Raw genomic sequence first — 21,700 nt, forward strand, 5'->3', positions numbered from 1 at the left:
ATGGAGATCGTTGAAGCGCGAGAGGTGAGGACCACCTGCCCCTATTGCGGGGTGGGCTGCGGCGTGCTGGCAAAGGTCGCCACGGACGGGCAGGTGTCCGTCCGTGGCGACCCCGATCATCCGGCGAATTTCGGCCGGCTATGCTCGAAGGGCTCCGCGCTCGCCGAGACCATCGGCCTCGACGGCCGGTTGCTCGGTCCGCAAATCCACGGCCGGGGCTCCTCTTGGGACGAGGCGCTCGACCTCGTCGCCTCGACCTTCTCGCAAGTCGTTACCGACCATGGTCCCGACGCGGTCGCCTTCTACGTCTCCGGCCAGTTGCTGACCGAGGATTACTACCTCGCCAACAAGCTGATGAAGGGCTTTGTCGGCTCGGCCAACATCGACACCAATTCGCGGCTCTGCATGGCTTCGTCCGTCGCCGGCCACCGCCGCGCCTTCGGCTCCGACACGGTGCCGGGAAGCTACGAGGATCTGGAACTGGCTGATCTGGTCGTGCTGGTCGGATCCAACCTCGCCTGGTGCCATCCGGTGCTTTATCAGCGCATCGCGGCTGCCCGCGAAAAACGGCCCGAGATGAAGGTGGTGCTGGTCGACCCGCGCCGCACCATGACATCTGATATCGCCGACATGCACCTGGCGATCGCGCCGGATGGCGACGTCGCCCTGTTCACCGGCCTGCTGGCATGGCTCGGTCAGCACAATGCGCTCGACCGTGCCTATATCACGGCGCATACGTCCGGCTTTGGACAGGCACTGTTCGCCGCCTCGGCGCTCGACCTTGCCGGCGTCGCTGCCGCCACGGGGCTCAGCGAAGACGAGATCGGCCGTTTCTACAGCCTGTTTGCCAGGACCGAAAAGACCGTCACCGTCTACAGCCAGGGCGTCAACCAGTCGTCCCAGGGCACCGACAAGGTCAACGCCATCATCAACTGCCATCTTGCCACTGGCCGTATCGGAAAGCCCGGCGCCGGACCGTTCTCGGTCACCGGCCAGCCCAATGCCATGGGCGGCCGCGAGGTCGGCGGCATGGCCAACATGCTCGCCGCCCATATGGAGATCGAAAATCTCGAGCATCGCGAACGCGTGCGTCGCTTCTGGAAGACACCGGAGATTGCAGGCAAGCCCGGCCTCAAGGCGGTCGAGATGTTCAAGGCGGTTGCCGACGGGCGCGTGAAAGCACTGTGGATCATGGCCACCAACCCGGTCGATTCGATGCCGGATGCAGGCGCCGTCGAAGCGGCGATCAAGGCCTGCCCCTTCGTGGTGGTGTCGGACGTGCTGGCCGAGACCGACACGGTCCGCCATGCCCATGTCCGGCTGCCGGCGACGGCCTGGGGCGAGAAGGACGGCACCGTCACCAATTCCGAGCGCTGCATCTCGCGCCAGCGCGCGTTCTTGCCGGCCCCCGGCGAGGCGCGGCCCGACTGGTGGATCATTGCCGAGGTGGCGCGGCGCATGGGCTTTGACGACGCGTTTGCGCATGAAACGCCAGCGGAGATTTTTGCTGAGCACGCCGCGTTGTCAGGATTCGAGAATGACGGCGCGCGGGATTTTGACATCGGGGCCTATGCTGATGTTGACGCCGATGGGTATGAAGCGCTTGCGCCGTTTCAGTGGCCAGCACTTCAGCCAGGCGGAAGTACTCAAGCTGAACCTCCGCCCGACGCGGTCAACTCGACCGGGCACCAGCCCACTCGCTTCTTCGCCAACGGCAACTTCTACACGCCCGACCGCAAGGCGCGCTTCATCGCCATCCGCCCGACCGTCGAAACCCGCACCACCCCCGACTTCCCGCTCATCCTCAACACTGGCCGCATCCGCGACCACTGGCATACCATGACCCGCACCGGCAAAAGCCCGCGCCTGTCCCAGCACATCGCCGAGCCCTTCGTCGAAATCCACCCGGTGGATGCGCAACGCCACGGCGTTGGCGATGCTGACATCGCACGCGTCTCGACTCCGCGCGGCGAAGTGCTGGTCCGCGCGCTGGTGACCACGCGCCAGCGTCAGGGCAGCCTGTTCGCGCCGATGCACTGGACCGATCAATTCGCCGCCAGGGGTCGGCTCGACACGCTCACCACATCGCTTACCGATCCGGTGTCGGGCCAGCCGGCGCTGAAGCATGTCGCGGCCCGCATCGAGAAATTCACCGCTCGGGCATTCGGCTTTGCCGTGACACGCAAAAGGCCCGTGGCGATGGCCGACTATTGGGCGGTAGCCAGATGCCGGGGCGGCTGGCGGGTCGAGCTCGCCTTTGCCCACGACGATGTCGACTGGACGGCCTTCGCCGGTTCGCTCTTCGATGCTGCGGATGGCGAAATGCTTGCCTATCACGACCGCGAGGCCGGCCAGCACCGCATCGCCGCCTTCGACGGCGAGCATCTGGCGGGTGCCTTGTTCATCGCGCCCGGTCCGGTCGCGGTGTCGCGCGGCTGGGCGGCCGAGCAACTCGATGAGGTCCACGCCAGCCAGCGGCAGCGTTTCAGGATCGTCGCCGGCCGCGCCGGTGCCGAGCGGCCAGATGCCGGCGCGACCGTCTGCTCCTGTTTCAACGTTGGAGTCAACCAGATCACGGCTGCCGTGGCGGCTGGCTGCACCAGCGTCGACGCCATCGGCGCCACGCTGAAGGCGGGCACCAATTGCGGCTCCTGCCGGTCCGAGATCCGGGCGATCATCGCGGCCAATCGGGTCCAGGCCGCCGAGTGAAGGCGACATGCCCCCCGCCGGGCCGGCCTGAACTCCGGTCGGAAGGTGGGATCGAACCTGTCCAACAGTTAATTCGACTTCGCCGGGGGTGATGGGGGTGAAAGATGCCTCCATGGACCAGCAAAAGGAAATGCCCCTGCGGACAACCGTCGCACCACGCCGCTCGCTTGGCTGGATTCCACCGTTCGGCTGACCATAGTTGGGAGGCGTTTTCCAAGCCATGGCAAGCGGTTGGCGGAATGCGCATGTAACCGTGCCGTGGATCTGTGGCTCGGCTGGCCCTGTCCTTCGCAATTGGTACGTCTGGACACGCGTGGTGAAGACTGGAAAATGGGGAACGCAACCTCGCCATCCGAGGTGATTCAAAGCATCGGGAGATCAGCGCTGAATCTGGAAGACATAGCCGGCCATCCGGCCTTGCACCGCTACGTTCAGGAACAGTCGCAGTCCCTGATCCGTATCTACGAGGAAAGCCCGCGGCTGGCTTCCATCTTTGCCACCCAGCAGCGTTGGCTGTTGGGTCATGTCGGCCTTGCCATGCACTTCAGGCGCGACCCGAATGACCGCCGCAAGGAACTGACCGTATCGCGTTTCATCGAGGTCGTGCACAAGAATGCGGTGGCCAGCCGCAATACCGCGGACGCCTTCATCAAGGAGATGCTGCACTACAACATCGCCGAGTATGTGGCGGGCGGGGACGGTCGCACGCATCCCCTGCAGCCGACAGCGGCGACCATCGAGCGATTCACCGGCTGGGTAACAGCCCATCTGCGCACGCTTGACCATATCGACGGCGGCGACCGGCTGGCCAGATATTTGGAGCGTCCCGAGATGCTTGCCACGCTGCAGCCCCTGGTGGCTGACGGACTGCTTGCGTCCAAGCCGGTGCGCGAACCCAACCAGACCTTTTCCCTGTTCATCTGGCTCAACAATGGCGGCATCGTCATGGACTGGCTGATGTCGGGCATCGACCCCGCCCACGCCGGCCTGGAGCGGATTCCGACCAGCGTGGTTTCGATCGGTGACTTCGCCAAATGGCTCAAGCTGTCGCGGACCCATCTCGGCCGCAAACTGCGCACGGCAGAGGAGCTCGGCAGCATTGGCTGGCTTGGTCAGCGCGGCCATTCGGTGATGTGGGTGTCGCACCGATTTTACGAGGAATACATGACTGTCCAGGCGGCCAAGCTGGCCGTCGTCGACACGGCCTTCAAGGCCTGCTTCCCGCCATCGCAAGGCGACGGCTGAGCAGCGGCACACGAGAGCCATTTCAGCCGTGATACGTTTCCGTCCGGAATTGTGCCAGAACAGGTGGATTGACCGGTTCCGCGTTTGCGTGGCTGCGCGACGCCGACGACCTCGGCAGCGTCGGCAGGCTCTGCCAGCGCCCAGTTACGAAAAAGCCGACGCTGGACAAGTGTCGGAAGCTGTCCAGCGTTACAGCCGCGTGTACACCCTCCACCTGTGTCGATTGATGCTCGCGCAGCTGATCGACCTGACGGGGGCACCCCTGGCATTCTCAATCGATGTCGAACGAGACGCCTTGGGCGAGCGGCAGCGCCTTGGAATAGTTCACCGTGTTGGTGGCGCGGCGCATATAGGCCTTCCACGCATCGGAGCCGCTCTCGCGGCCGCCCCCAGTTTCCTTTTCACCACCGAACGCGCCGCCGATTTCGGCCCCGGAGGTGCCGATGTTGACGTTGGCGATGCCGCAATCCGAGCCGTCCACACCGAGGAAGCGCTCGGATTCCTGCAGGTCACGGGTGAAGATCGACGACGACAGGCCGGCGCCGACAGCATTGTGCTCGTCGAGGACGGCATCGAAGTCGGAATACTTCATCACATAGAGGATCGGCGCGAAGGTCTCTTCCGTCACCGGTGCAACCTGTTTCGGCATTTCGACCAGCGCCGGATGGACATAATAGGCATCGGGATGGCCGTTCTCGACACGCGTCCCGCCGGTCACCTTGCCGCCATGGTCGGTCGCTTCGCTCAGGGCCTTCTGCATGGCATCGAACGCGGCCTTGTCGATCAACGGCCCAACCAGCGAGGAGGTCTCCAGCGGATTGCCGACCGAAACGCTCTGATAGGCCTTCTTTAGGCGCGGCACCAAGGCATCGTAGACGCTGTCATGGACGAACAGGCGGCGCAGCGTCGTGCAGCGCTGGCCGGCCGTGCCCATGGCGCCGAAGGCGATGGCGCGCAGCGCCATGTCGAGATCGGCCGTCGGGCACACGATGCCGGCATTGTTGCCGCCCAGTTCCAGCACTGCGCGTGCAAAACGCTTGGCCAGGCGAGGACCGACATCCCGGCCCATGCGGGTCGAGCCGGTGGCCGAAACCAGCGGCACCTTGGGATGATCGACCAGGATCTCGCCGACCGCGCGGTCGCCGATCAGCACCGGCGCCAGGCCTTGCGGTGCGTCGGGGCCGAAACGCTTGACGGCACGCTTGAAGATCGCTTCGCAGGCAAGCGCCGTCAGCGGCGTCTTCTCGGAAGGTTTCCATACCACGGCATCGCCGCAGACCAGGGCAAGCGCCGCGTTCCACGACCACACCGCGACCGGGAAGTTGAAAGCCGAGATGACACCGACGACGCCCAGCGGATGCCAGGTTTCCATCATACGGTGGCCGGGACGCTCGGTGGCGATGGTCAGCCCGTACAATTGACGGGACAGACCGACGGCGAAATCGCAGATGTCGATCATTTCCTGCACTTCGCCGAGCCCTTCGGAGGGGATCTTGCCGACCTCGATCGACACCAGCCGGCCAAGCTCAGCCTTGTGCGCGCGCAGTTCCTCGCCCAGCAGCCGCACCAGTTCGCCGCGCTTGGGACCTGGCACCAGCCGCCAGGACTGGAATGCCTTGTGCGCTCCGTCGATGGTCTTTGCCGCATCGGCCGGCGAGATCGTCTTCAGCGCCGCGATCTGCTCACCCGTCACCGGGCTGCGCACGATCAGGTCGCCGCCGTCAAGCGCCTCCTTGGCCACGCCCAGTTTCGCCAGAAGCTCGGCCGTTTCCTTCGCTATCGTCATTTTTGTTCCTTTCAGATCCCGCCGCTCATATGGCTGGGGTCAACGCCTTGCGCCATGCCTTCCCGGCGCCGTCGCGGCTGGAAGGGGCTGTCATGGCGTGCCATTACCTGTTTCAGGGGAAAATCGCCACCCCGGCATGGTCCAAGCCCAAGCCGCACGATTGAGCCAGACGATGCCTGGGCTGAACGGGCAGAGGGGGCTCAGTTTGCCTTTGTCGCCGGCGCGCGCACGGCGCCGTCCTTGATCAGGCGGTCGATATGCATGCGGATATGGGCCGCTTCCGCCGCCGTGTTGGCCAGCGCGATGGCGCGGTCGAAGGCAATGCGTGCCTCCTCGCCCCGGTCGAGCTGCATCAGAAGCCCGCCCTTGAGGCCGAAGAAATGGAAATAGCCGGAAAGCCTCGGCTCGAGCGGCTCGATCATCGCCAGTGCCGCTTCCGGTCCACGCACCTTGGCGACCGCGACCGCACGGTTGAGGGTGATGACCGGCGACGGCTGCATCTGTTCGAGCAGGCCGTAAAGCAGGTCGATTTCCACCCAGTCCGTGTCCTCGGCTTTCGCCGCCCGCGCATGGAGTGCGGCGATCGCCGCTTGCACCTGATAAGGACCGGGCTTGCGGTGGCGCAGGGCCTTGTCGACCAGCGCCAGCCCTTCCTCGATCATCTTGCGGCTCCACAGGCGCCGATCCTGGTCCTCGAGCAGCACGATCTCGCCGTCGCCGTCGAAACGGGCCGGTGCGCGCGCGTGCTGCAGGAGAAGCAATGCCGTCAGCCCCATGATCTCCGGCTCGGTCTGGAATAGCCTCAGCAGCAGCCGGGCCAGCCGGATCGCCTCCTCGCACAGCGGCGCGCGGGCCGGCGCTTCGCCGCTGTTGGTCGAGTACCCCTCGTTGAAGATCAGGTAGACCATGGCGGCGACCGCAGCGAGCCGTTCGGAGCGCTCGGCCGCGCCCGGCGTCTCGAACGGCACGCCCGCATCGGCAATGCGCGCCTTGGCGCGGGTGATGCGCTGTTCCATGGCGCTCTCGCCGACCAGGAAGGCACGCGCGATCTGCTTGACGGTGAGGCCGGAGACGATGCGCAGCGCGACCGCGATCTGCTGCGTCGCGGGCAAATCAGGGTGACAGCAGATGAACAGCAGCCGCAATATGTCGTCGCGGTAATGCGCGCCATCGAGCCGCTCGGCGATATCGCTCTCGGCGTCTTCCAGATCGGAAATCTGGTCTTCCTCCGGCATCGGCGCCTGCTTGGCGCGCTTGCGCACCGCGTCGATGCCGCTGTTGCGGCCGACAAAGATCAGCCAGGCCGCTGGATCGCGTGGCGGTCCATTCTGCGGCCAGTTCTTGAGCGCCCTGAGGCAGGCATCCTGGAAAGCTTCTTCCGCGGTGTCGAGGTCGCGGAAATAGCGCAGCAGCGCGCCCATCGCCTGCGGACGGGCGGCACTGATGGCCGAGCTTATCCAGGCAAGTTCGGTCATACGGCAACCCCGGTGGGATTGAAGACGGACACCGGCCGGATCTCATACGAGCCGCCGCTGGGGTTGACCTCGGAGAGTTCGCGGGCGAATTCCACGGCCTCGTCGAGATCGGCGCATTCGAGCGTGTAGAAGCCAAGGAATTGTTCCTTGGTCTCGGCGAACGGCCCGTCGATGACAACGGATTCGCCCTTGACCTTCCGCAGTGTCGTCGCCGCTGTCGTCGGCAAAAGCCGCGCCACCGGGCCGAGCCGGCCGGCCTTGGCATATTTGTCCTGGACGTTGAGGAGATTGGCCATCACTTCGTCGTCCTGCGCCTTGCTCCAGGAGCTGACGACGTCTTCGGAAGCATAGCACAGGATGGCGTAGAGCATGATCGGTCCTTTCTGTATCAAAGGACGAAACAGTAGGACCGATCCCGACACGGCGTCGATAAAAAAATCCGGCAGCTGCGGATTCGGTGTTCGTCAGTCGCGCCGGGTTAGCTTTCGTGTGTTTCCAGCCATCTCAGCACAAGCGCCTCCTCCTCATCGAGACCGTCTATGGACCGCTTGCGCTTGTTGGCTTCCGCCATTTCGGCAAGCAGCCGTCCCTGCGACCAGGCCTCGAAAACCTGCGGATGGATATAGCATTTGCGGCAGACCGCACGCGTGTTGCCCAGCCGCTCGGCCACCTTGTCGATGACGCTGTTCATCACCCGCTTTTGCTGCGCCTGGCTTTCGGGCAGTTGCGTCTGCGCAAACAGTGACGCGGCGTGGATGGTGCCGCCCCACGTGCGGAAATGCTTCGAACTGAACGCGTCGCCGACCGCTTCGCGTATATAGTGGTTGACGTCGTCGGAGCGCACAGGGCGCCTGTTGCCGTCCTCGTCGAGATATTGGAACAGCTTCTGCCCCGGCAGGTCCTGCGCGCCCCGAACGATCCCGGCGATGCGGCGGTCGACCAGCTTCAATCTCCATTCCTTGCCGGACTTGCCCTTGAAGGCAAAGCGCAGGCTTGATCCCTTGATGTCGACATGCCGGTCCCGCAATGTCGTCAGGCCGAAGCTCTTGTTGTCGCGTGCATAGGCGGCATTGCCGACGCGGATCATCGTGTTGTCGAGCAGCCAGACCACCGCGGCGACGACGCGTTCGAGCGGCAGGCCGCGACGGCGCAGGTCTCTGTCGATCCTGCGCCGAAGGTCCGGCAGGCTTTGGGCGAAAGCGACGAGGCTCGAATATTTGGCGCCGTCGCGCTCCTCGGCCCATTGCGGATGATAGCGATACTGCTTGCGCCCCCGCTGATCCCTCCCGGTCGCCTGGATATGCCCGTTCGGATCGGGCGAAATCCAGACATCGGTCCAGGCCGGCGGAATGACGATCGCCGCGATGCGCGCCCTGGCGGCGTCGGACACCGCTTTCCCCTCCGGTCCCCTGTAAGTAAATCCCTTGCCCGCCTTCAGCCGGCGGATACCGGGCTCGGCATCGCTGACATAGGTCAGCGCGGCATGCTCGGCTGAGCTTTGCGCCCCGTTCCGCGGCGATGCATCTGTCTCCGCCGACGGGCTCAGCGACAATCCTGATCTCTGCAGCATGTAAGCTCCACGCAAATACGCGTAGATAAGCTGCTGGTTGACTGCTGGTTCCACACGCCGCCTGCAAAGCAGGCGATCCTGCTGGCGTCGGCACCTGGCGCGGCGCGAGGCCTACAACGCGCCCTGCATCTGGGTCAGCGGAAAGGACAGCCGGCGCCGCACCTTGAGCTTGAGCGTGTAGCGCAGGCAGCGCCAGGCTTCCGAACGCCGCTTCGGTGCGGCCGCGGCCACCGCCAGGAAGCGCGACGCGGTCTCCAGGTCGCCCCGCGCATAGTGGACGCGGGCGATCTTGAGCGCGACAAGGCCCTCCCTGGCTTTCAGTGCCGAAATCGGGATGCCGCAATTGGTGAGCTTCCGCAACTCCCGGCGCCAATCCAGGAAGCGGCGCGCCGGGTTGACCGTGAAGCGATCATCGGAGCGCTCCGCTGAAACTTCGTAAATCATGACGGGACGCTGAACCATGGCCAGCGACGCCTTGCTCATCAGCCGCGCCCAGAACAGCGTGTCCTCATCGAAGGCGAGCCCGACCGGGAACCGGGTCTCGCCGATGAGACGCCGGGAAGCCAGCACACTGCCCACCGCCACCGAGCGTATATCCCCCTTCACATAGGCGGAGGCATTGGTGAGGCAGGCCGCGGTATATCCGTTTGGCACCTTGATCTGCCGGTCCTCGCCGTTCACCCTGCGCCGGAAGGCGCCGACGATCATGTCGGCCTTGGGCTGGCTTTCCGCTTGCGACAGCAAGGAGCGCAAGCCACCCTGAAGATGCAGGTCGTCTGCATCGATCAGGTAGACCCATGGATGGATCGCCTCATCGAGCGCCAGGTTGCGGGCGCCGCCGGCGTCGCGGCAATTGGCCGGCAGCACACGGAGCGGCAGGGAGGATCGCGCCGCCGCCTGCCGCGCAGCATCGGCCGTGCCATCGGTCGATTGATCGTCGACCAGCAGAATCTCGCCGATAAACCCGGCCTCTCCGCCAAGCGACGCCAGCGTTTTGGCAATCGTTGCCGCCGCATTGTGCGCGGGTATGACGACGCTGACAGTTTTCAATGACAAACCCGCACCTGTACGCAGCCGCTTAAGACTATTCTCCCTCGGAACGAATACAGACTAAAGCAATTCCAGGTAAAGTGCGAAACGGTTTTTCCGTTCGGAATTGCGCCAAATCAAGGGGTTAGAGCGGCTCGCCGTTTCCGTGAAACGGTGAACTGCTCCAATGGCCTCATCGATGTTTGAGAAGTCTACTCCATCTATCGCGGGCACTCGCGGCGCCGGGCAAGTCGGCACGCCCGTTTTCACGCCTTTTCGAGCACCACCGGGATGACGTCGACAGCCTGCTCCCCGACCTGGCCGCCGGTCGTCTTCAGCACACCGACGATGGGCGCCACATCCGAATAGTCGCGCCCGTAACCGACAGTGATATGGTCGTTGGAAGCCCGCATGCCGTTGGTCGGGTCGAACTCCTGCCAGCCGGCATCACGCCCGCACCAGACCTTGACCCAGGCATGCATGGCATCCGCACCTTCCAGCCGGGGCTTGCCCTTGGGCGGAATGGTGCGCAGGAAGCCGCTGACATAGCCGGCCGGAATGCCGAGACCGCGCAGCCCGGCGATCATGATGTGGGAGAAATCCTGGCAGACCCCGCGCTTCAGCCGGAAGGCATCGCTGGCCCGGGTCCGCACCGTGGTCGCTTCGCCATCATAGGTGAAATCGCGATGGATGCGGTTACATAGGTCCGTCGCCGTCCCAGCGGCCGAGTTTCCGACGCTGTCTTGCGCGAATGCGGTGATCGCCGCATCGATACCCGCATGGCTGCTGGCGGCCAGGAAATGGTGCGGCGAGGCGGGCGCCAGCGACCGCACGGCGGCCAGTTCCCGCCTGAGCCGGCCGATATCGGGCGACACGTCGAGCCCGGGCTCGGGCCGCGACACCGCCACGCGCGCGCTCATCCTTATGTCGAGCGCTTCATGCGCGTCGCGAAACGCGATCGAGGTGACGTTGTTGCCGAAAAAATCGGTGAAGTCGGATCGTTCATTGGGCGCCGGCTCGAAGGACAGCGAAGCGGCGATGACCCGTTGCACGCCGCTGATGGTCGGCGGCAGCACCCGCACCTGATGCCGGCCGCCGCCGGCAGCGGCGGCGTAGTCGTAATGGAGCAGAAGCCGGATGTCGTACAGCATGGCCATTGCTTTCTAGCCGAAATAGGCTCTGGCGAGGCTGTTGTAGAGGCCGCCGATTTCGCTGGCGAGTTCGTTCAGCGCCTTCGTCGTCATGTCGGCCGGTTCCTTGATGGCGATGGCCGTGTTGAGCTGCAGGATCTCCTTGGCCGCTGCCGACATATGCCCCTCGCCGCCTGTCGTCGGCAACAGCCCGATCTCGGCCTTCAGCCTTTCCAACTGGAACAGGATGGAGCGTGGATTGAGCGGATCGAGCGCCAGGAGATCGATCACCGTGCGCCGGCCGGCCTGCACCGGATATTGCCGGCGATGGGTCATGACGCTGTCGCCGATCTCCAGCATCATATCCAGCGCGCCATCCGGCGCCTTGCTGCCGGTCAGTCGGGCCAGCGTGCCGGCGATCTGGATGCCGCGCTCCAGCCGCCGGCCGATCTCGAGGAAGCGCCAGCCCGCGAAACGGTACATGTTCTCATGCAAAAGGCCTGAGAATCCGGCAAGCTTGCGCAGGATGACGGTCATGGCCCGCGTCGCGTCGTCGCCGGGCGCCACGGTGGTAGCGAACTGATGGATGGTCTTCGACAAATCCTTGAGCGCCAGCCAGCCATCCGGCGAGAAACGATCGCGGATCTGGCCGGCGCTGTAGACGGCGCTGTCGAGCGTACCGATCAATCCTGACGGGATCGCCGTCTCGACATCGATGCCGAACGGTTCGAGATAGTCCCTGATGTCGGCCAACAGCGGCATATCGGGATCGGATGTTTCGGCGAGCCGCACATGATAGGCGCGCAAGATGCGCACGGTGTCTTCCGAACGTTCGATGTAGCGGCCGAGCCAGGTCAGGTTTTCCGCCGCGCGGCTGGGCAGGCTGCCCGGCTTGGTGCGGTTGAAGCTGTCACCCTCTTGCGGCAGCAGCGTCTCGCGCTCGACCGGTTTGTCACTGACCACCCAGACATCGGCCGCCTGGCCGCCGCGCTGCATGGCGATCGCCGTCGGGTCGAGCGACAGGCCGACACGGGCAAAACCGCCCGGCATCACCGTCCAGCCCTCGGGCGTGCGCGCCAGATAGACGCGCAGGCTCGCCGGCCGGGGCTCCAGCCAGCCGCCGACATAGACGGGCGTCGTCGAAAGCGTCACCGCTTCCTGGCCAACGAAGGCCTCGCCATCGCGTTCGATGCGCGCCACCAGCTCCGCCCGTTCCCCGACCGACAGCGCCGAGCCGAGCTTTGTCTGTCCGTCATCCTCAAAGGCAAGTCTTGTCGACAGCGCCGGGCCGACCACCATGCGATCGATATTGGCGAGCACATGGGCGCGCTCCGTCTCCTGCCCGCACCACCATGTCGCCACACTGGGCAAAAGCAGCTCCTCGCCCCACAATTCGCGCGCGATCTTGGGCAGGAAGGCAAGCAGCGCACGCGTCTCCATCAGGCCAGAGCCAAGCGCATTGACGGTGGACACCGTGCCTTGCCGGATCGCTTCGACCAGGCCCGGCGTGCCGATCTGCGAATCCGGGCGCAGTTCGAGCGGATCGGCGAAGGCGGCGTCGAGCCGCCGCCACAGCACGCTGATCGGCATCAGGCCGGACACGGTGCGCACCATCAGCCTGCCGCCGGAAACGGTCAGATCCTCGCCTTCGAGCAGCATGATGCCGAGGTAGCGGGCGATATAGGCGTGTTCGTAGTAGGTTTCGTTGAGGGGGCCCGGCGTCAGGATGGCGACGCGGCCGTCGCTCTCCTTTGCCATGCCGATCAGCGCATCGCGGAAGCGGCGGAAGAAGCCGGCGAGCCGGTGCACATGCATCTCGCCATAGATGTCGGACAAGGCGCGCGTGGTGGCGACGCGGTTCTCCAGCGCGAAACCGGCGCCTGAAGGCGCCTGGGTGCGGTCGCCCAGCACCCACCAGCGGCCGTCAGGGCCCCGGCCGAGTTCGAAGGCGCAGAAGTGCAGGAAATGCCCCCCCGCCGGCGTGGTGCCAACCACGGGCCGCAAATATTCGGGGCTCGCCGCGATCAGCCCTGCCGGCAGGATGCCTTTGTCGATCAGCCGGTTCTGCCCATGGATATCGGCGACAATTTCCTCGAACAGGTCGGCGCGCTGCACCAGGCCGGCGCTGATCGCCTGCCACTCGCTGTCCTCGATGAGCACGGGAATATGCGCCAGCGGCCATTCGCGCTCGTTGGCGCCCGCCTTGTCATAGACGCGGTAGTAAACACCGGCATCACGCAGATACTGGTCGGCGCGGGCGAAGCGCTGACCGAGCTTTTCGGCCCCGAGTTCGTCCAGCGCCTCGACAAAATGCTTCCAGACCGGACGGGGATTGCCCGAAGCGTCGACCATCTCGTCGACGACGCCATCGATCGGCTGGTAGTGCTCCAGCAGGCTGTGGGCCTGCGGCTTGCCGCGCACCCTTTTGTGATTCCCCTTTGCCATGTCAGATCACAGTCTTGGTGGACGCCTGAGGTCAAGGGTCATCGGGAAATCTTCCGCCGGCTGTTCCTCGCGCAACACATAGCCGGACGGCGTATGGCCGCGTGGTTCGAAGCGGGCGAGCCGCCGTGCCTCCGCCTCGTTGCCGTTGACCGGGAACGTGTCGTAGTTGCGCCCACCGGGATGCGCGACATGGTAGACGCAGCCGCCAACCGCCCTGCCGGACCAGCGATCATAGATGTCGAACACCAGCGGTGTGTTGACCGGCAGCGCGGGATGCAGCCCCGAGGCCGGCTGCCAGGCCTTGAAGCGCACGCCCGCCACCGCGACCTCCCTGTCGTCGGTAACCTTCATCGGCACGATGCGGCCGTTGCAGACGATCGCGTGGCGCTCCGGATTGAGACCTTCGGTCTTGACCTGCAGCCGTTCGACCGAGGAATCGACGAAACGCACCGTGCCGCCGATCGCGCCCTGCTCGCCCATCACATGCCACGGCTCCAGCGCCTGCCTGAGCTCCAGCTTGATGCCGGCATGCTGGACTTCGCCGCAGAAGGGAAAGCGGAATTCGAGCTGGGCGTCGAACCATTCGGGCCGAAACTCGAAGCCGTTGAGCTTGAGGTCGTCGAGCACCTCGAGAAAATCCGCCCAGACATAGTGCGGCAGCATGAAGCGGTCATGCAGCGAGGTGCCCCAGCGCACGAAGCGCCCGTCGAGCGGGTTCTTCCAGGCGCGTGCGATGATTGCCCTGACCAGCAACTGCTGCGCCAGAGACATGCGCGCATTGGGTGGCATCTCGAATCCACGGAATTCGACAAGGCCAAGCCGGCCAGTTGGGCCATCGGGGGAAAACAGCTTGTCGATACAGATTTCCGAGCGGTGCGTATTGCCGGTGACGTCGGTCAACAGATTGCGGAACAGGCGGTCGACCAGCCATGGCAGAGGTGGATTACCCTGGTCGGGATGCGGCACCTGCGCCATCGCGATCTCGAGCTCATAGAGCGAATCGTGTCGGGCCTCGTCGAAGCGCGGCGCCTGGCTGGTCGGGCCGATGAACAGGCCGGAGAAGAGATAGGACAGCGAGGGACGCCGCTGCCATTGCAGCACCAGGCTTTTCAACAGATCGGGCCGGCGCAGGAACGGGCTGTCGTTGGGCGTGGCGCCGCCGACCACGACATGGTTGCCGCCGCCGGTACCGGTGTGGCGGCCGTCGATCATGAACTTGTCGGCGCCCAGCCGCGTCTGCCGCGCCTCCTCGTAGATCGCCGTCGTGGTCGCCACGCAATCCTGCCAGTTCGAGGCGGGATGGATGTTGACCTCGATGACGCCGGGATCGGGTGCCACGCGGATGACGTTGAGGCGCGGATCGTGCGGCGGGCCGTAGCCCTCGATATGCACGGGAAGGCCTATCGCCTTTGCAGCGTTCTCGGCAGCGGCCACGAGTTCGAGATAGTCTTCCAGCGCCTCGACCGGCGGCATGAAAACGCACAGCCTTCCGTCACGCGGTTCGACCGAAAGTGCCGTGCGCACCGCCCCGCCGATCTCGGTGATCTCCTGCTCGACGCGGTCCTGCTGGCCACTGACAGCGGTGAAGGATACCGCCTGCTGGCGGCGGGCCATTTCGTCGGCGCCTTCCAGTTCGGCCGGAGCGGCCGTCGGCAAGATCGCTTCCCGCACGGGGAGCGGCCCACGCGGCAGCGACGGATCGACAGGCACGATGTAGGGAAATTGCGCCGGCGGCACATAGGGCAGCGTTCCCAACGGCAGACGATAGCCGACCGGCGAATCGCCGGGCACCAGGAACAACCGGCCGCGCCGCGTCGTCCATTTTTCCGACCGCCAGCGCTGGCCGGACGCCTGGCTGTTCCAGCGCTGAACCGGCAGCACATAGCCGGACGGCTTGGTCAGCCCGCGCTCGAACACCTTCGCCATGCGGCTGCGCTCTTCCGGGTCTTCCAGCTTGGAGTTGGACGGGTCGACATTCTCGGGCAGCTTGCCTTCCTTGAGCAGCCATTCGGCTGGGTCCTCATAGGCTTCGCTGACCATGGAGGTGTCGATGCCGAGCTCGCCGGCGATCGCCGTCAGCAGGCTTTCGGCCTGTTTCGGCCCGATATCGGCCGAGCTTTTCTCCCGCGCGATCAGCGACGGGTCGCTCCATACCGGCTCGCCGTCGGCGCGCCAGTAGAGCGAAAACGTCCAGCGCGGCAGGCTTTCACCGGGATACCATTTGCCCTGGCCGTAGTGCAGAAAGCCTCCCGGCGCGAAGCGCTCGCGCAGCCGGCGGATCAGCGCGTCGGCCTTTTCGCGCTTGGTCGGCCCGACGGCGGCCGTGTTCCACTCGGCGGATTCAAAATCGTCGATCGACACGAAGGTCGGCTCGCCGCCCATCGTCAGCCGTACATCCCCGGCCGCGAGCGCGGCATCGACCTTGTTGCCGAGCGCGTCCAGCGCCTGCCAGCTTTCATCCGAGAACGGCTTGGTGATGCGCGGATGTTCGGCGATGCGATCGACCCGCATGTCGAAGCCGAACTCGACATTGGCAAAGCTCGCCATGCCCGAAATCGGTGCCGCATTGCGGAAATGCGGTGTCGCGGCCAGCGGCACATGGCTCTCGCCGGTGAGCAGGCCGGAGGTCGGGTCGAAGCCGATCCAGCCGGCGCCGGGAAGATAGACCTCGCACCAGGCATGCAGGTCGGTGAAATCGACCGATGTACCTGCGGGCCCATCCAGCGCGACAAGGTCGGGCTTGAGTTGGATCAGGTAGCCCGAGACGAAGCGCGCGGCGATGCCGAGATTGCGCAGGATCTGCACCAGAAGCCAGCTTGAATCGCGGCACGAACCCTTGCCCGCGGCCAGCGTTTCCTCCGGCGAGAAGACGCCGGTCTCCATGCGCACGATATAGGCGATCTCGCGCTGCAGCCTTGCATTGAGGTCGACGAGGAAATTGACCGTGTTGGGCGCGCTGCGGTCGACGGATTCCAGGAAAGCCGAGAGAAGCGGCCCCGCCGGCTCCGGTGTCCGGTAGATGGCCAGATCCTCCCTGATTTCCTCGGGATAATCGAACGGGAACGCCTCCGCCGACGGTTCGACGAAGAAGTCGAACGGATTGTAGACGGTCATGTCGGCGACGAGGTCGACCTCGATCTTCAGCTCCGTCACCGGCTCGGGAAAGACGAACCGGGCGAGGAAATTGCCGTAGGGATCCTGTTGCAGATTGACGAAATGGTTCGCCGGTTCGACCTTCAGCGAATGGCTCAACACCTTGGTGCGGGAATGCGGTGCAGGCTGAAGCCTGATGATTTGAGGGCCGAGCACCACCGGCCGGTCATATTTGTAGTGGGTCAGGTGGTAGACGGCTGCCAGAATTGCCATGGGGCCCCGGGATCGGCGTTTAGCTGGCCGAACCCTGCCACATCTGGCCGCCATTCTCCAAGCGGATGTTGCGGCGCACCTAAACTAAAGAACCCGTTGCCGGCTTAAAGTCGCTCAAAAGAACGCCTGTATCCCCGTCTGCGCCCGTCCAAGGATCAGCGCATGCACGTCATGCGTGCCCTCATAGGTGTTGACGGTCTCGAGGTTCTGCGCGTGGCGCATGACGTGGTAGCCGATCTGGATGCCGTTGCCGCCATGCATGTCGCGGGCCTGGCGGGCGATATCGAGCGCCTTGCCGCAATTGTTGCGCTTGACGATCGAGATCATCTCCGGCGCCATCTTGCCCTCGTCGAGCAGCCGCCCGACGCGCAAGGATGCCTGCAGCCCAAGCGCGATCTCGGTTTGCATGTCGGCGAGCTTCTTCTGGTAAAGCTGGGTGCCGGCCAGCGGCTTGCCGAACTGCTTGCGGTCCAGGCCATACTGGCGAGCGCGATGCCAGCAATCTTCCGCCGCTCCCATCGAGCCCCAGGAAATGCCGAAGCGGGCCCGGTTGAGGCAACCGAACGGTCCGCCGAGGCCCTTGGCATTGGGCAGCAGCGCGTCCTCGCCGACCTCGACGCCTTCCATCACCACTTCGCCGGTGATCGAGGCGCGCAGCGAGAGCTTGCCGCCGATCTTGGGGGCCGAAAGCCCCTTCATGCCCTTTTCCAGCACGAAACCGCGGATCTCGTCCTTGCCGTTCTCGCCCTTCACCTTCGCCCAGACGACGAACACGTCGGCGACCGGCGCATTGGAAATCCACATCTTGGAGCCGGTCAGCTTGTAACCGTTGGCGGTCTTTTCGGCGCGGGTCTTCATGCCGCCGGGGTCGGAGCCGGCATCCGGCTCGGTCAGGCCAAAACAGCCGATCCATTCGCCACTGGCGAGCTTCGGCAGGTACTTCTTGCGCTGTTCATCCGAGCCATAGGCGTAAATTGGATACATCACCAGCGACGACTGCACCGACATCATCGAGCGGTAGCCGGAATCGACACGTTCGACTTCCCGCGCCACCAGCCCATAGGTGACATAGTTTGCGCCGAGGCCACCGAACTCCTCCGGGATGTTGATGCCGAGCAGGCCGGCCTCGCCCATCTCGCGGAAGATCGCCGTGTCGAAAGTCTCGTTGAGATACGCTTCCTCGATGCGCGGCGCGAGCTTGTCGGCGGCAAAGGCGGCAGCGCCGTCGCGCACCATACGCTCATCTTCCGAAAGCTGGCCCTCGATCAGGAACGGGTCTTCCCAGACGAATGCATTCTTGTCGGCGGCCATGGCTTTTCGATCCTTCGAAGGGTGAAGCCCGGCTTATCGGCCTGTGCCTTGAAAAAATCAAACGAAATTGCTTCACCGATCAATGAGCGTTAGGAATGGATCATGAGTGTCCAGCGTCGCCTTTTGCCCAACATCAGTGCCCTCGCCGCCTTCGAGGCGGTGGCCCGGCTCGGCTCCTTCACCGCCGCTGCCCAGGAGCTGGATTTGACCCAGGGTGCGGTCAGCCGGCAGATCAGGCTATTGGAAGATCAGTTCGGCCGCCGATTGTTCGAGCGCGACAGCCGCAACGTCCGCCTGTCCACGGCAGGCGAAATCTATGCCGAGACGGTGCGTTCCGCCCTTGGCCAATTGCGCGACGCGGCGCTCGGATTGATGAGCAATCAGCATAGCGGCATCCTGAACCTCGCCATTCTGCCGACCTTCGGCACGCGCTGGCTGATGCCGATGATCCCCGATTTCGTCGAAAGCAATCCCGACATAACCATCAACTTCGTCACCCGCGTCGGCCGCTTCGACTTCGCCAGGGAGAGGCTGGATGCGGCCATCCACTTCGGCCTGCCGGACTGGCCGGAAGCCGACTCGACGCTTCTGGTGCGCGAAACGGTGGCGCCGGTGGTGTCGCCCGAATTCCTCGCCGGCCGCGCCATCGCCACGCCGGCCGACATCGGCCGTTTGCCGCTGCTGCACATGACGACGCGCCCAGGCGCCTGGACGGAATGGTTCGAGCATCAGGGCCTGAGCGCTCCGACCGGACCCGGAATGCAGTTCGAACAGTTCGGCACCGCCGCCCAGGCCTGCATGGCAGGGCTCGGCGTGGCGCTGTTGCCGCTGCTCCTCATCGAGGGTGAATTACAGCGCGGCCAGCTTGTGCCAGCGCCCGGCCAGCCGATGCAAAGCCGCAGCGCCTATTACCTCGTCGTTCCCCACGACAAGCGCGGCTATCCACCGGTTGCCAGTTTTCGAGACTGGCTGCTGGGCCGGCTCGAGAAGGAGCCGGCTGTTCTGGCGTGGTAGCTACTTCCGCTTCAGCGCGTCCGCCAGCGCCGCGCCAAACGCACCTTGCTCTGCCGGCCGCTCCGGCTGGCGCTGCGGCGCCGGCGAGCGTGGCGCCGGCCTGCCGCCGCCATTGTCGCGCGGTCCGCCCTTCGATGCGCCGCCCTCGCCGCCATCCCTGCGCATGGACAGCGCGATGCGCTTGCGCTTGATGTCGACATCGACGACGCGCACCTTGACCACGTCGCCGGCCTTGACCACCTCATGCGCGTCCTTGATGAAACGGTCGGCAAGCTGCGAGACATGCACCAGCCCGTCCTGGTGGACGCCGATATCGACGAAGGCGCCAAACGCCGCCACGTTGGTCACCGTCCCTTCCAGCAGCATGCCGGGCTTCAGGTCCTTGATGTCGTCGATGCCGTCGGCGAAGGTCGCGGTCTTGAAGCCGGGGCGCGGGTCGCGGCCGGGCTTCTCCAACTCCGCCAGAATATCGCGCACCGTCGGCAGGCCGAAACGCTCGTCGACGAAGACACGGGGATCGAGCGCCTTGAGCGCCGCGCTGTCGCCCATCAGCGAACGCACGTCGCGGCCGCAGGCCGCCACGATCTTCTTGGCCACGCCATAAGCTTCCGGATGCACCGACGAGGCATCGAGCGGCTCGCTGCCATTGGCAATGCGCAGGAAGCCGGCGGACTGTTCAAAGGCGCGCGGTCCAAGCCGCGCCACCTTGAGCAGTTCCTTGCGGCTGGCGAATGGTCCGGTCGCATCGCGATGTGCGACAATGGCGTCGGCGAGCGACGCGCCGAGGCCCGAGACGCGCGCCAGCAACGGCGCCGAGGCGGTGTTGAGATCAACGCCGACCGCGTTGACGGCGTCCTCCACGACAGCTTCCAGCGAGCGGCCGAGCCGGTACTGGTCGACATCGTGCTGATACTGGCCGACACCGATGGATTTCGGCTCGATCTTGACCAGCTCGGCCAGCGGGTCCTGCAGGCGCCGAGCGATCGACACCGCGCCGCGCAGCGACACGTCGAGGCCGGGAAACTCGGCCGCCGCCGCCGCCGAGGCCGAATAGACCGAGGCACCCGCCTCGCTGACGATCACCTTGAGCGGCTTCGGACCTGCCCCCGCGGGCATATCGGACAGCATGTCGGCCACCAGCTTTTCCGTTTCTCTGCTGCCGGTGCCGTTGCCGATCGAGATCAGTTCCACCTTGTGCTGGCGGATCAGCGCGGCAAGCTCGGCCTGCGTGCCACGCACATCGTTCCTCGGCGGGAACGGATAGACCGTTGTCGTCGCCACCAGCTTGCCGGTGCCATCCACCACCGCCACCTTGACGCCGGTGCGGATGCCGGGATCGAGCCCCATCGTCGGCCGCGAGCCGGCGGGTGCCGCCAGCAGCAGATCCTTCAGGTTGCGGGCAAAGACGTGGATCGCCTCTTCCTCGGCCCGTTCGCGCAGGTCGCGCATCAGATCGAGCGTCAGGTGCAGCGACAGTTTTATCCGCCAGGTCCAGCCGGCGACCTCCATCAGCCAGCGGTCGCCCGGCAGGCTGCCGCCGATGGCATAGGCGTTGGCGATCATCCGCTCGACCGGCTTCACCGGCGAGGTGTCATCCGCGTCGACCTCGATGTCCAGCGACAGCACTTCCTCGTTGCGGCCGCGCAGCATGGCCAGCGCGCGGTGGCTTGGCGCCGTGGACCATCGCTCGACATGGTCGAAATAGTCCGAGAATTTCGCGCCGGCTTCCTGCTTGCCATCGACCACCCTGGCGCGCAGGAAGGCGCGCTCCTTCATGTAGGTCCGCAGCTTGCCGACCAGATCGGCATTTTCCGCGAACTGCTCCGACAGGATGTCGCGCGCGCCCTCGAGCGCCGCCTTGGCGTCGGCCACCTCCTCGGTCACATACGCCAGCGCCACCTCAGCGGGCACCAGCGAGCGGTCTGCGAGGATTGCCTCCGCCAAAGGCCCCAGGCCTCGCTCGCGGGCGATCTCGGCCTTGGTGCGGCGCTTCGGCTTGTAGGGGAGATAGATGTCTTCCAGCTCCGCCTTGGTGACCGCCGCCGCGATCTTGGTTTCAAGCTCTTCGGTCAGCTTGCCCTGTTCGCGGATCGAGCCAAGGATGGTGTCGCGGCGCGCATCGAGCTCGCGCAGATAGGCGAGCCGCTCGGCAAGGTCGCGCAGCTGCGTGTCGTCCAGCCCGCCGGTCACTTCCTTGCGGTAGCGCGCCACGAACGGCACCGTCGCACCCTCATCGAGCAGTCCGATCGCTGCGGCCGCCTGTTCGGGCCGCGCCTTGATTTCGGCCGCGATGATGGCTGCGATGCGCTTGATGTCGGATGCCATGTTATTCCCACTCTTTTCGAAAAGAGCGGCGACCATAGGCGCCGACGTTCACATCGCCAACTGCTGAGCGCTTCGCCGGTGCGCGAGGTCCACAGGAAAGCATGTCTGCTATCGAACGTCAGCGTTGCCCCTCACCTGCCTGCCGGCATCCTGTCCCCGTATAGTGACGGGGAGAGGGCGCTGTCTCACTGGCTTCGCCAATCACCAACGTCGCAAGAAGTGAGCCGACATTGCTGCCAGCTCCTTCTCCCCGTCCCTATACCGGGAGAAGTGCCCGGCAGGGCGATGAGGGGCG

At 65.2% G+C, this 21,700-nt stretch carries 13 protein-coding genes; 3 read left to right on the top strand and 10 right to left on the bottom strand.

What is annotated here, in order from left to right; genetic code table 11:
• A complete protein-coding gene (locus tag EN851_RS11590) occupies positions 1–2,709 on the top strand; it encodes a nitrate reductase (protein ID WP_135915074.1) in 2,709 nt (902 codons plus the stop codon).
• Between the two features lie 330 nt (positions 2,710–3,039).
• Positions 3,040–3,954, top strand: a complete 915-nt coding sequence (locus EN851_RS11595; RefSeq protein ID WP_127869850.1) for a hypothetical protein — start codon at positions 3,040–3,042, stop codon at positions 3,952–3,954.
• Between the two features lie 271 nt (positions 3,955–4,225).
• Here EN851_RS11595 and EN851_RS11600 read toward each other — a convergent pair whose 3' ends face one another.
• The 9 genes from EN851_RS11600 to EN851_RS11640 all read right to left on the bottom strand — a co-directional run bounded on the left by EN851_RS11600 (position 4,226) and on the right by EN851_RS11640 (position 18,066).
• Positions 4,226–5,740, bottom strand: a complete 1,515-nt coding sequence (locus tag EN851_RS11600; protein ID WP_135929266.1) for an aldehyde dehydrogenase family protein — start codon at positions 5,738–5,740, stop codon at positions 4,226–4,228.
• Positions 5,741–5,940: 200 nt separating this feature from the next.
• Positions 5,941–7,215 carry an RNA polymerase sigma factor gene (locus EN851_RS11605; protein ID WP_127275601.1) on the bottom strand — a complete coding sequence of 425 codons (1,275 nt, stop codon included), beginning with the start codon at positions 7,213–7,215 and terminating at the stop codon, positions 5,941–5,943.
• On the bottom strand, positions 7,212–7,586 hold the full coding sequence (locus tag EN851_RS11610) for a YciI family protein (protein ID WP_127275602.1): 375 nt from the start codon (positions 7,584–7,586) through the stop codon (positions 7,212–7,214). The genes EN851_RS11605 and EN851_RS11610 overlap by 4 nt, the downstream gene beginning before the upstream one ends.
• Before the next feature lie 107 nt (positions 7,587–7,693).
• Positions 7,694–8,785, bottom strand: a complete 1,092-nt coding sequence (locus EN851_RS11615; protein WP_127275603.1) for a DNA topoisomerase IB — start codon at positions 8,783–8,785, stop codon at positions 7,694–7,696.
• Between the two features lie 111 nt (positions 8,786–8,896).
• On the bottom strand, positions 8,897–9,835 hold the full coding sequence (locus tag EN851_RS11620; protein ID WP_135929267.1) for a glycosyltransferase family 2 protein: 939 nt from the start codon (positions 9,833–9,835) through the stop codon (positions 8,897–8,899).
• Between the two features lie 245 nt (positions 9,836–10,080).
• The gene (locus EN851_RS11625) at positions 10,081–10,965 is read right to left on the bottom strand and encodes a transglutaminase family protein (protein ID WP_127275605.1); all 885 of its coding nucleotides are present in this window, start codon (positions 10,963–10,965) and stop codon (positions 10,081–10,083) included.
• Positions 10,966–10,977: 12 nt separating this feature from the next.
• Positions 10,978–13,389 carry a circularly permuted type 2 ATP-grasp protein gene (locus tag EN851_RS11630; protein ID WP_127869855.1) on the bottom strand — a complete coding sequence of 804 codons (2,412 nt, stop codon included), beginning with the start codon at positions 13,387–13,389 and terminating at the stop codon, positions 10,978–10,980.
• Between the two features lie 6 nt (positions 13,390–13,395).
• On the bottom strand, positions 13,396–16,755 hold the full coding sequence (locus EN851_RS11635) for a transglutaminase family protein (RefSeq protein WP_135929268.1): 3,360 nt from the start codon (positions 16,753–16,755) through the stop codon (positions 13,396–13,398).
• 114 nt (positions 16,756–16,869) lie between these two features.
• Complete coding sequence (locus EN851_RS11640) at positions 16,870–18,066, bottom strand: acyl-CoA dehydrogenase (RefSeq protein ID WP_127279617.1); 1,197 nt, start codon at positions 18,064–18,066, stop codon at positions 16,870–16,872.
• A 102-nt stretch (positions 18,067–18,168) separates the two neighbouring features.
• On the opposite strand from EN851_RS11640, the gene EN851_RS11645 reads away from it, so the two are divergent.
• A complete protein-coding gene (locus EN851_RS11645; RefSeq protein WP_135929269.1) occupies positions 18,169–19,080 on the top strand; it encodes a LysR family transcriptional regulator in 912 nt (303 codons plus the stop codon).
• On the opposite strand, the gene EN851_RS11650 is transcribed toward EN851_RS11645, so the two are convergent.
• Positions 19,081–21,405, bottom strand: a complete 2,325-nt coding sequence (locus tag EN851_RS11650) for a Tex family protein (protein ID WP_135929270.1) — start codon at positions 21,403–21,405, stop codon at positions 19,081–19,083.
• Positions 21,406–21,700: the final 295 nt, after the last annotated feature.

This window comes from Mesorhizobium sp. M8A.F.Ca.ET.208.01.1.1, from assembly GCF_004791315.1.
Lineage (GTDB): Bacteria > Pseudomonadota > Alphaproteobacteria > Rhizobiales > Rhizobiaceae > Mesorhizobium.

Coding starts and splice junctions, on each gene's coding strand:
- EN851_RS11635 (WP_135929268.1), bottom strand. CDS start 16,755: ATGGCAATTCTGGCAGCCGTCTACCACCTGACCCACTACAAATATGAC.
- EN851_RS11590 (WP_135915074.1), top strand. CDS start 1: ATGGAGATCGTTGAAGCGCGAGAGGTGAGGACCACCTGCCCCTATTGC.
- EN851_RS11645 (WP_135929269.1), top strand. CDS start 18,169: ATGAGTGTCCAGCGTCGCCTTTTGCCCAACATCAGTGCCCTCGCCGCC.
- EN851_RS11640 (WP_127279617.1), bottom strand. CDS start 18,066: ATGGCCGCCGACAAGAATGCATTCGTCTGGGAAGACCCGTTCCTGATC.
- EN851_RS11605 (WP_127275601.1), bottom strand. CDS start 7,215: ATGACCGAACTTGCCTGGATAAGCTCGGCCATCAGTGCCGCCCGTCCG.
- EN851_RS11625 (WP_127275605.1), bottom strand. CDS start 10,965: ATGCTGTACGACATCCGGCTTCTGCTCCATTACGACTACGCCGCCGCT.
- EN851_RS11610 (WP_127275602.1), bottom strand. CDS start 7,586: ATGCTCTACGCCATCCTGTGCTATGCTTCCGAAGACGTCGTCAGCTCC.
- EN851_RS11650 (WP_135929270.1), bottom strand. CDS start 21,405: ATGGCATCCGACATCAAGCGCATCGCAGCCATCATCGCGGCCGAAATC.
- EN851_RS11615 (WP_127275603.1), bottom strand. CDS start 8,785: ATGCTGCAGAGATCAGGATTGTCGCTGAGCCCGTCGGCGGAGACAGAT.
- EN851_RS11595 (WP_127869850.1), top strand. CDS start 3,040: ATGGGGAACGCAACCTCGCCATCCGAGGTGATTCAAAGCATCGGGAGA.
- EN851_RS11630 (WP_127869855.1), bottom strand. CDS start 13,389: ATGGCAAAGGGGAATCACAAAAGGGTGCGCGGCAAGCCGCAGGCCCAC.
- EN851_RS11600 (WP_135929266.1), bottom strand. CDS start 5,740: ATGACGATAGCGAAGGAAACGGCCGAGCTTCTGGCGAAACTGGGCGTG.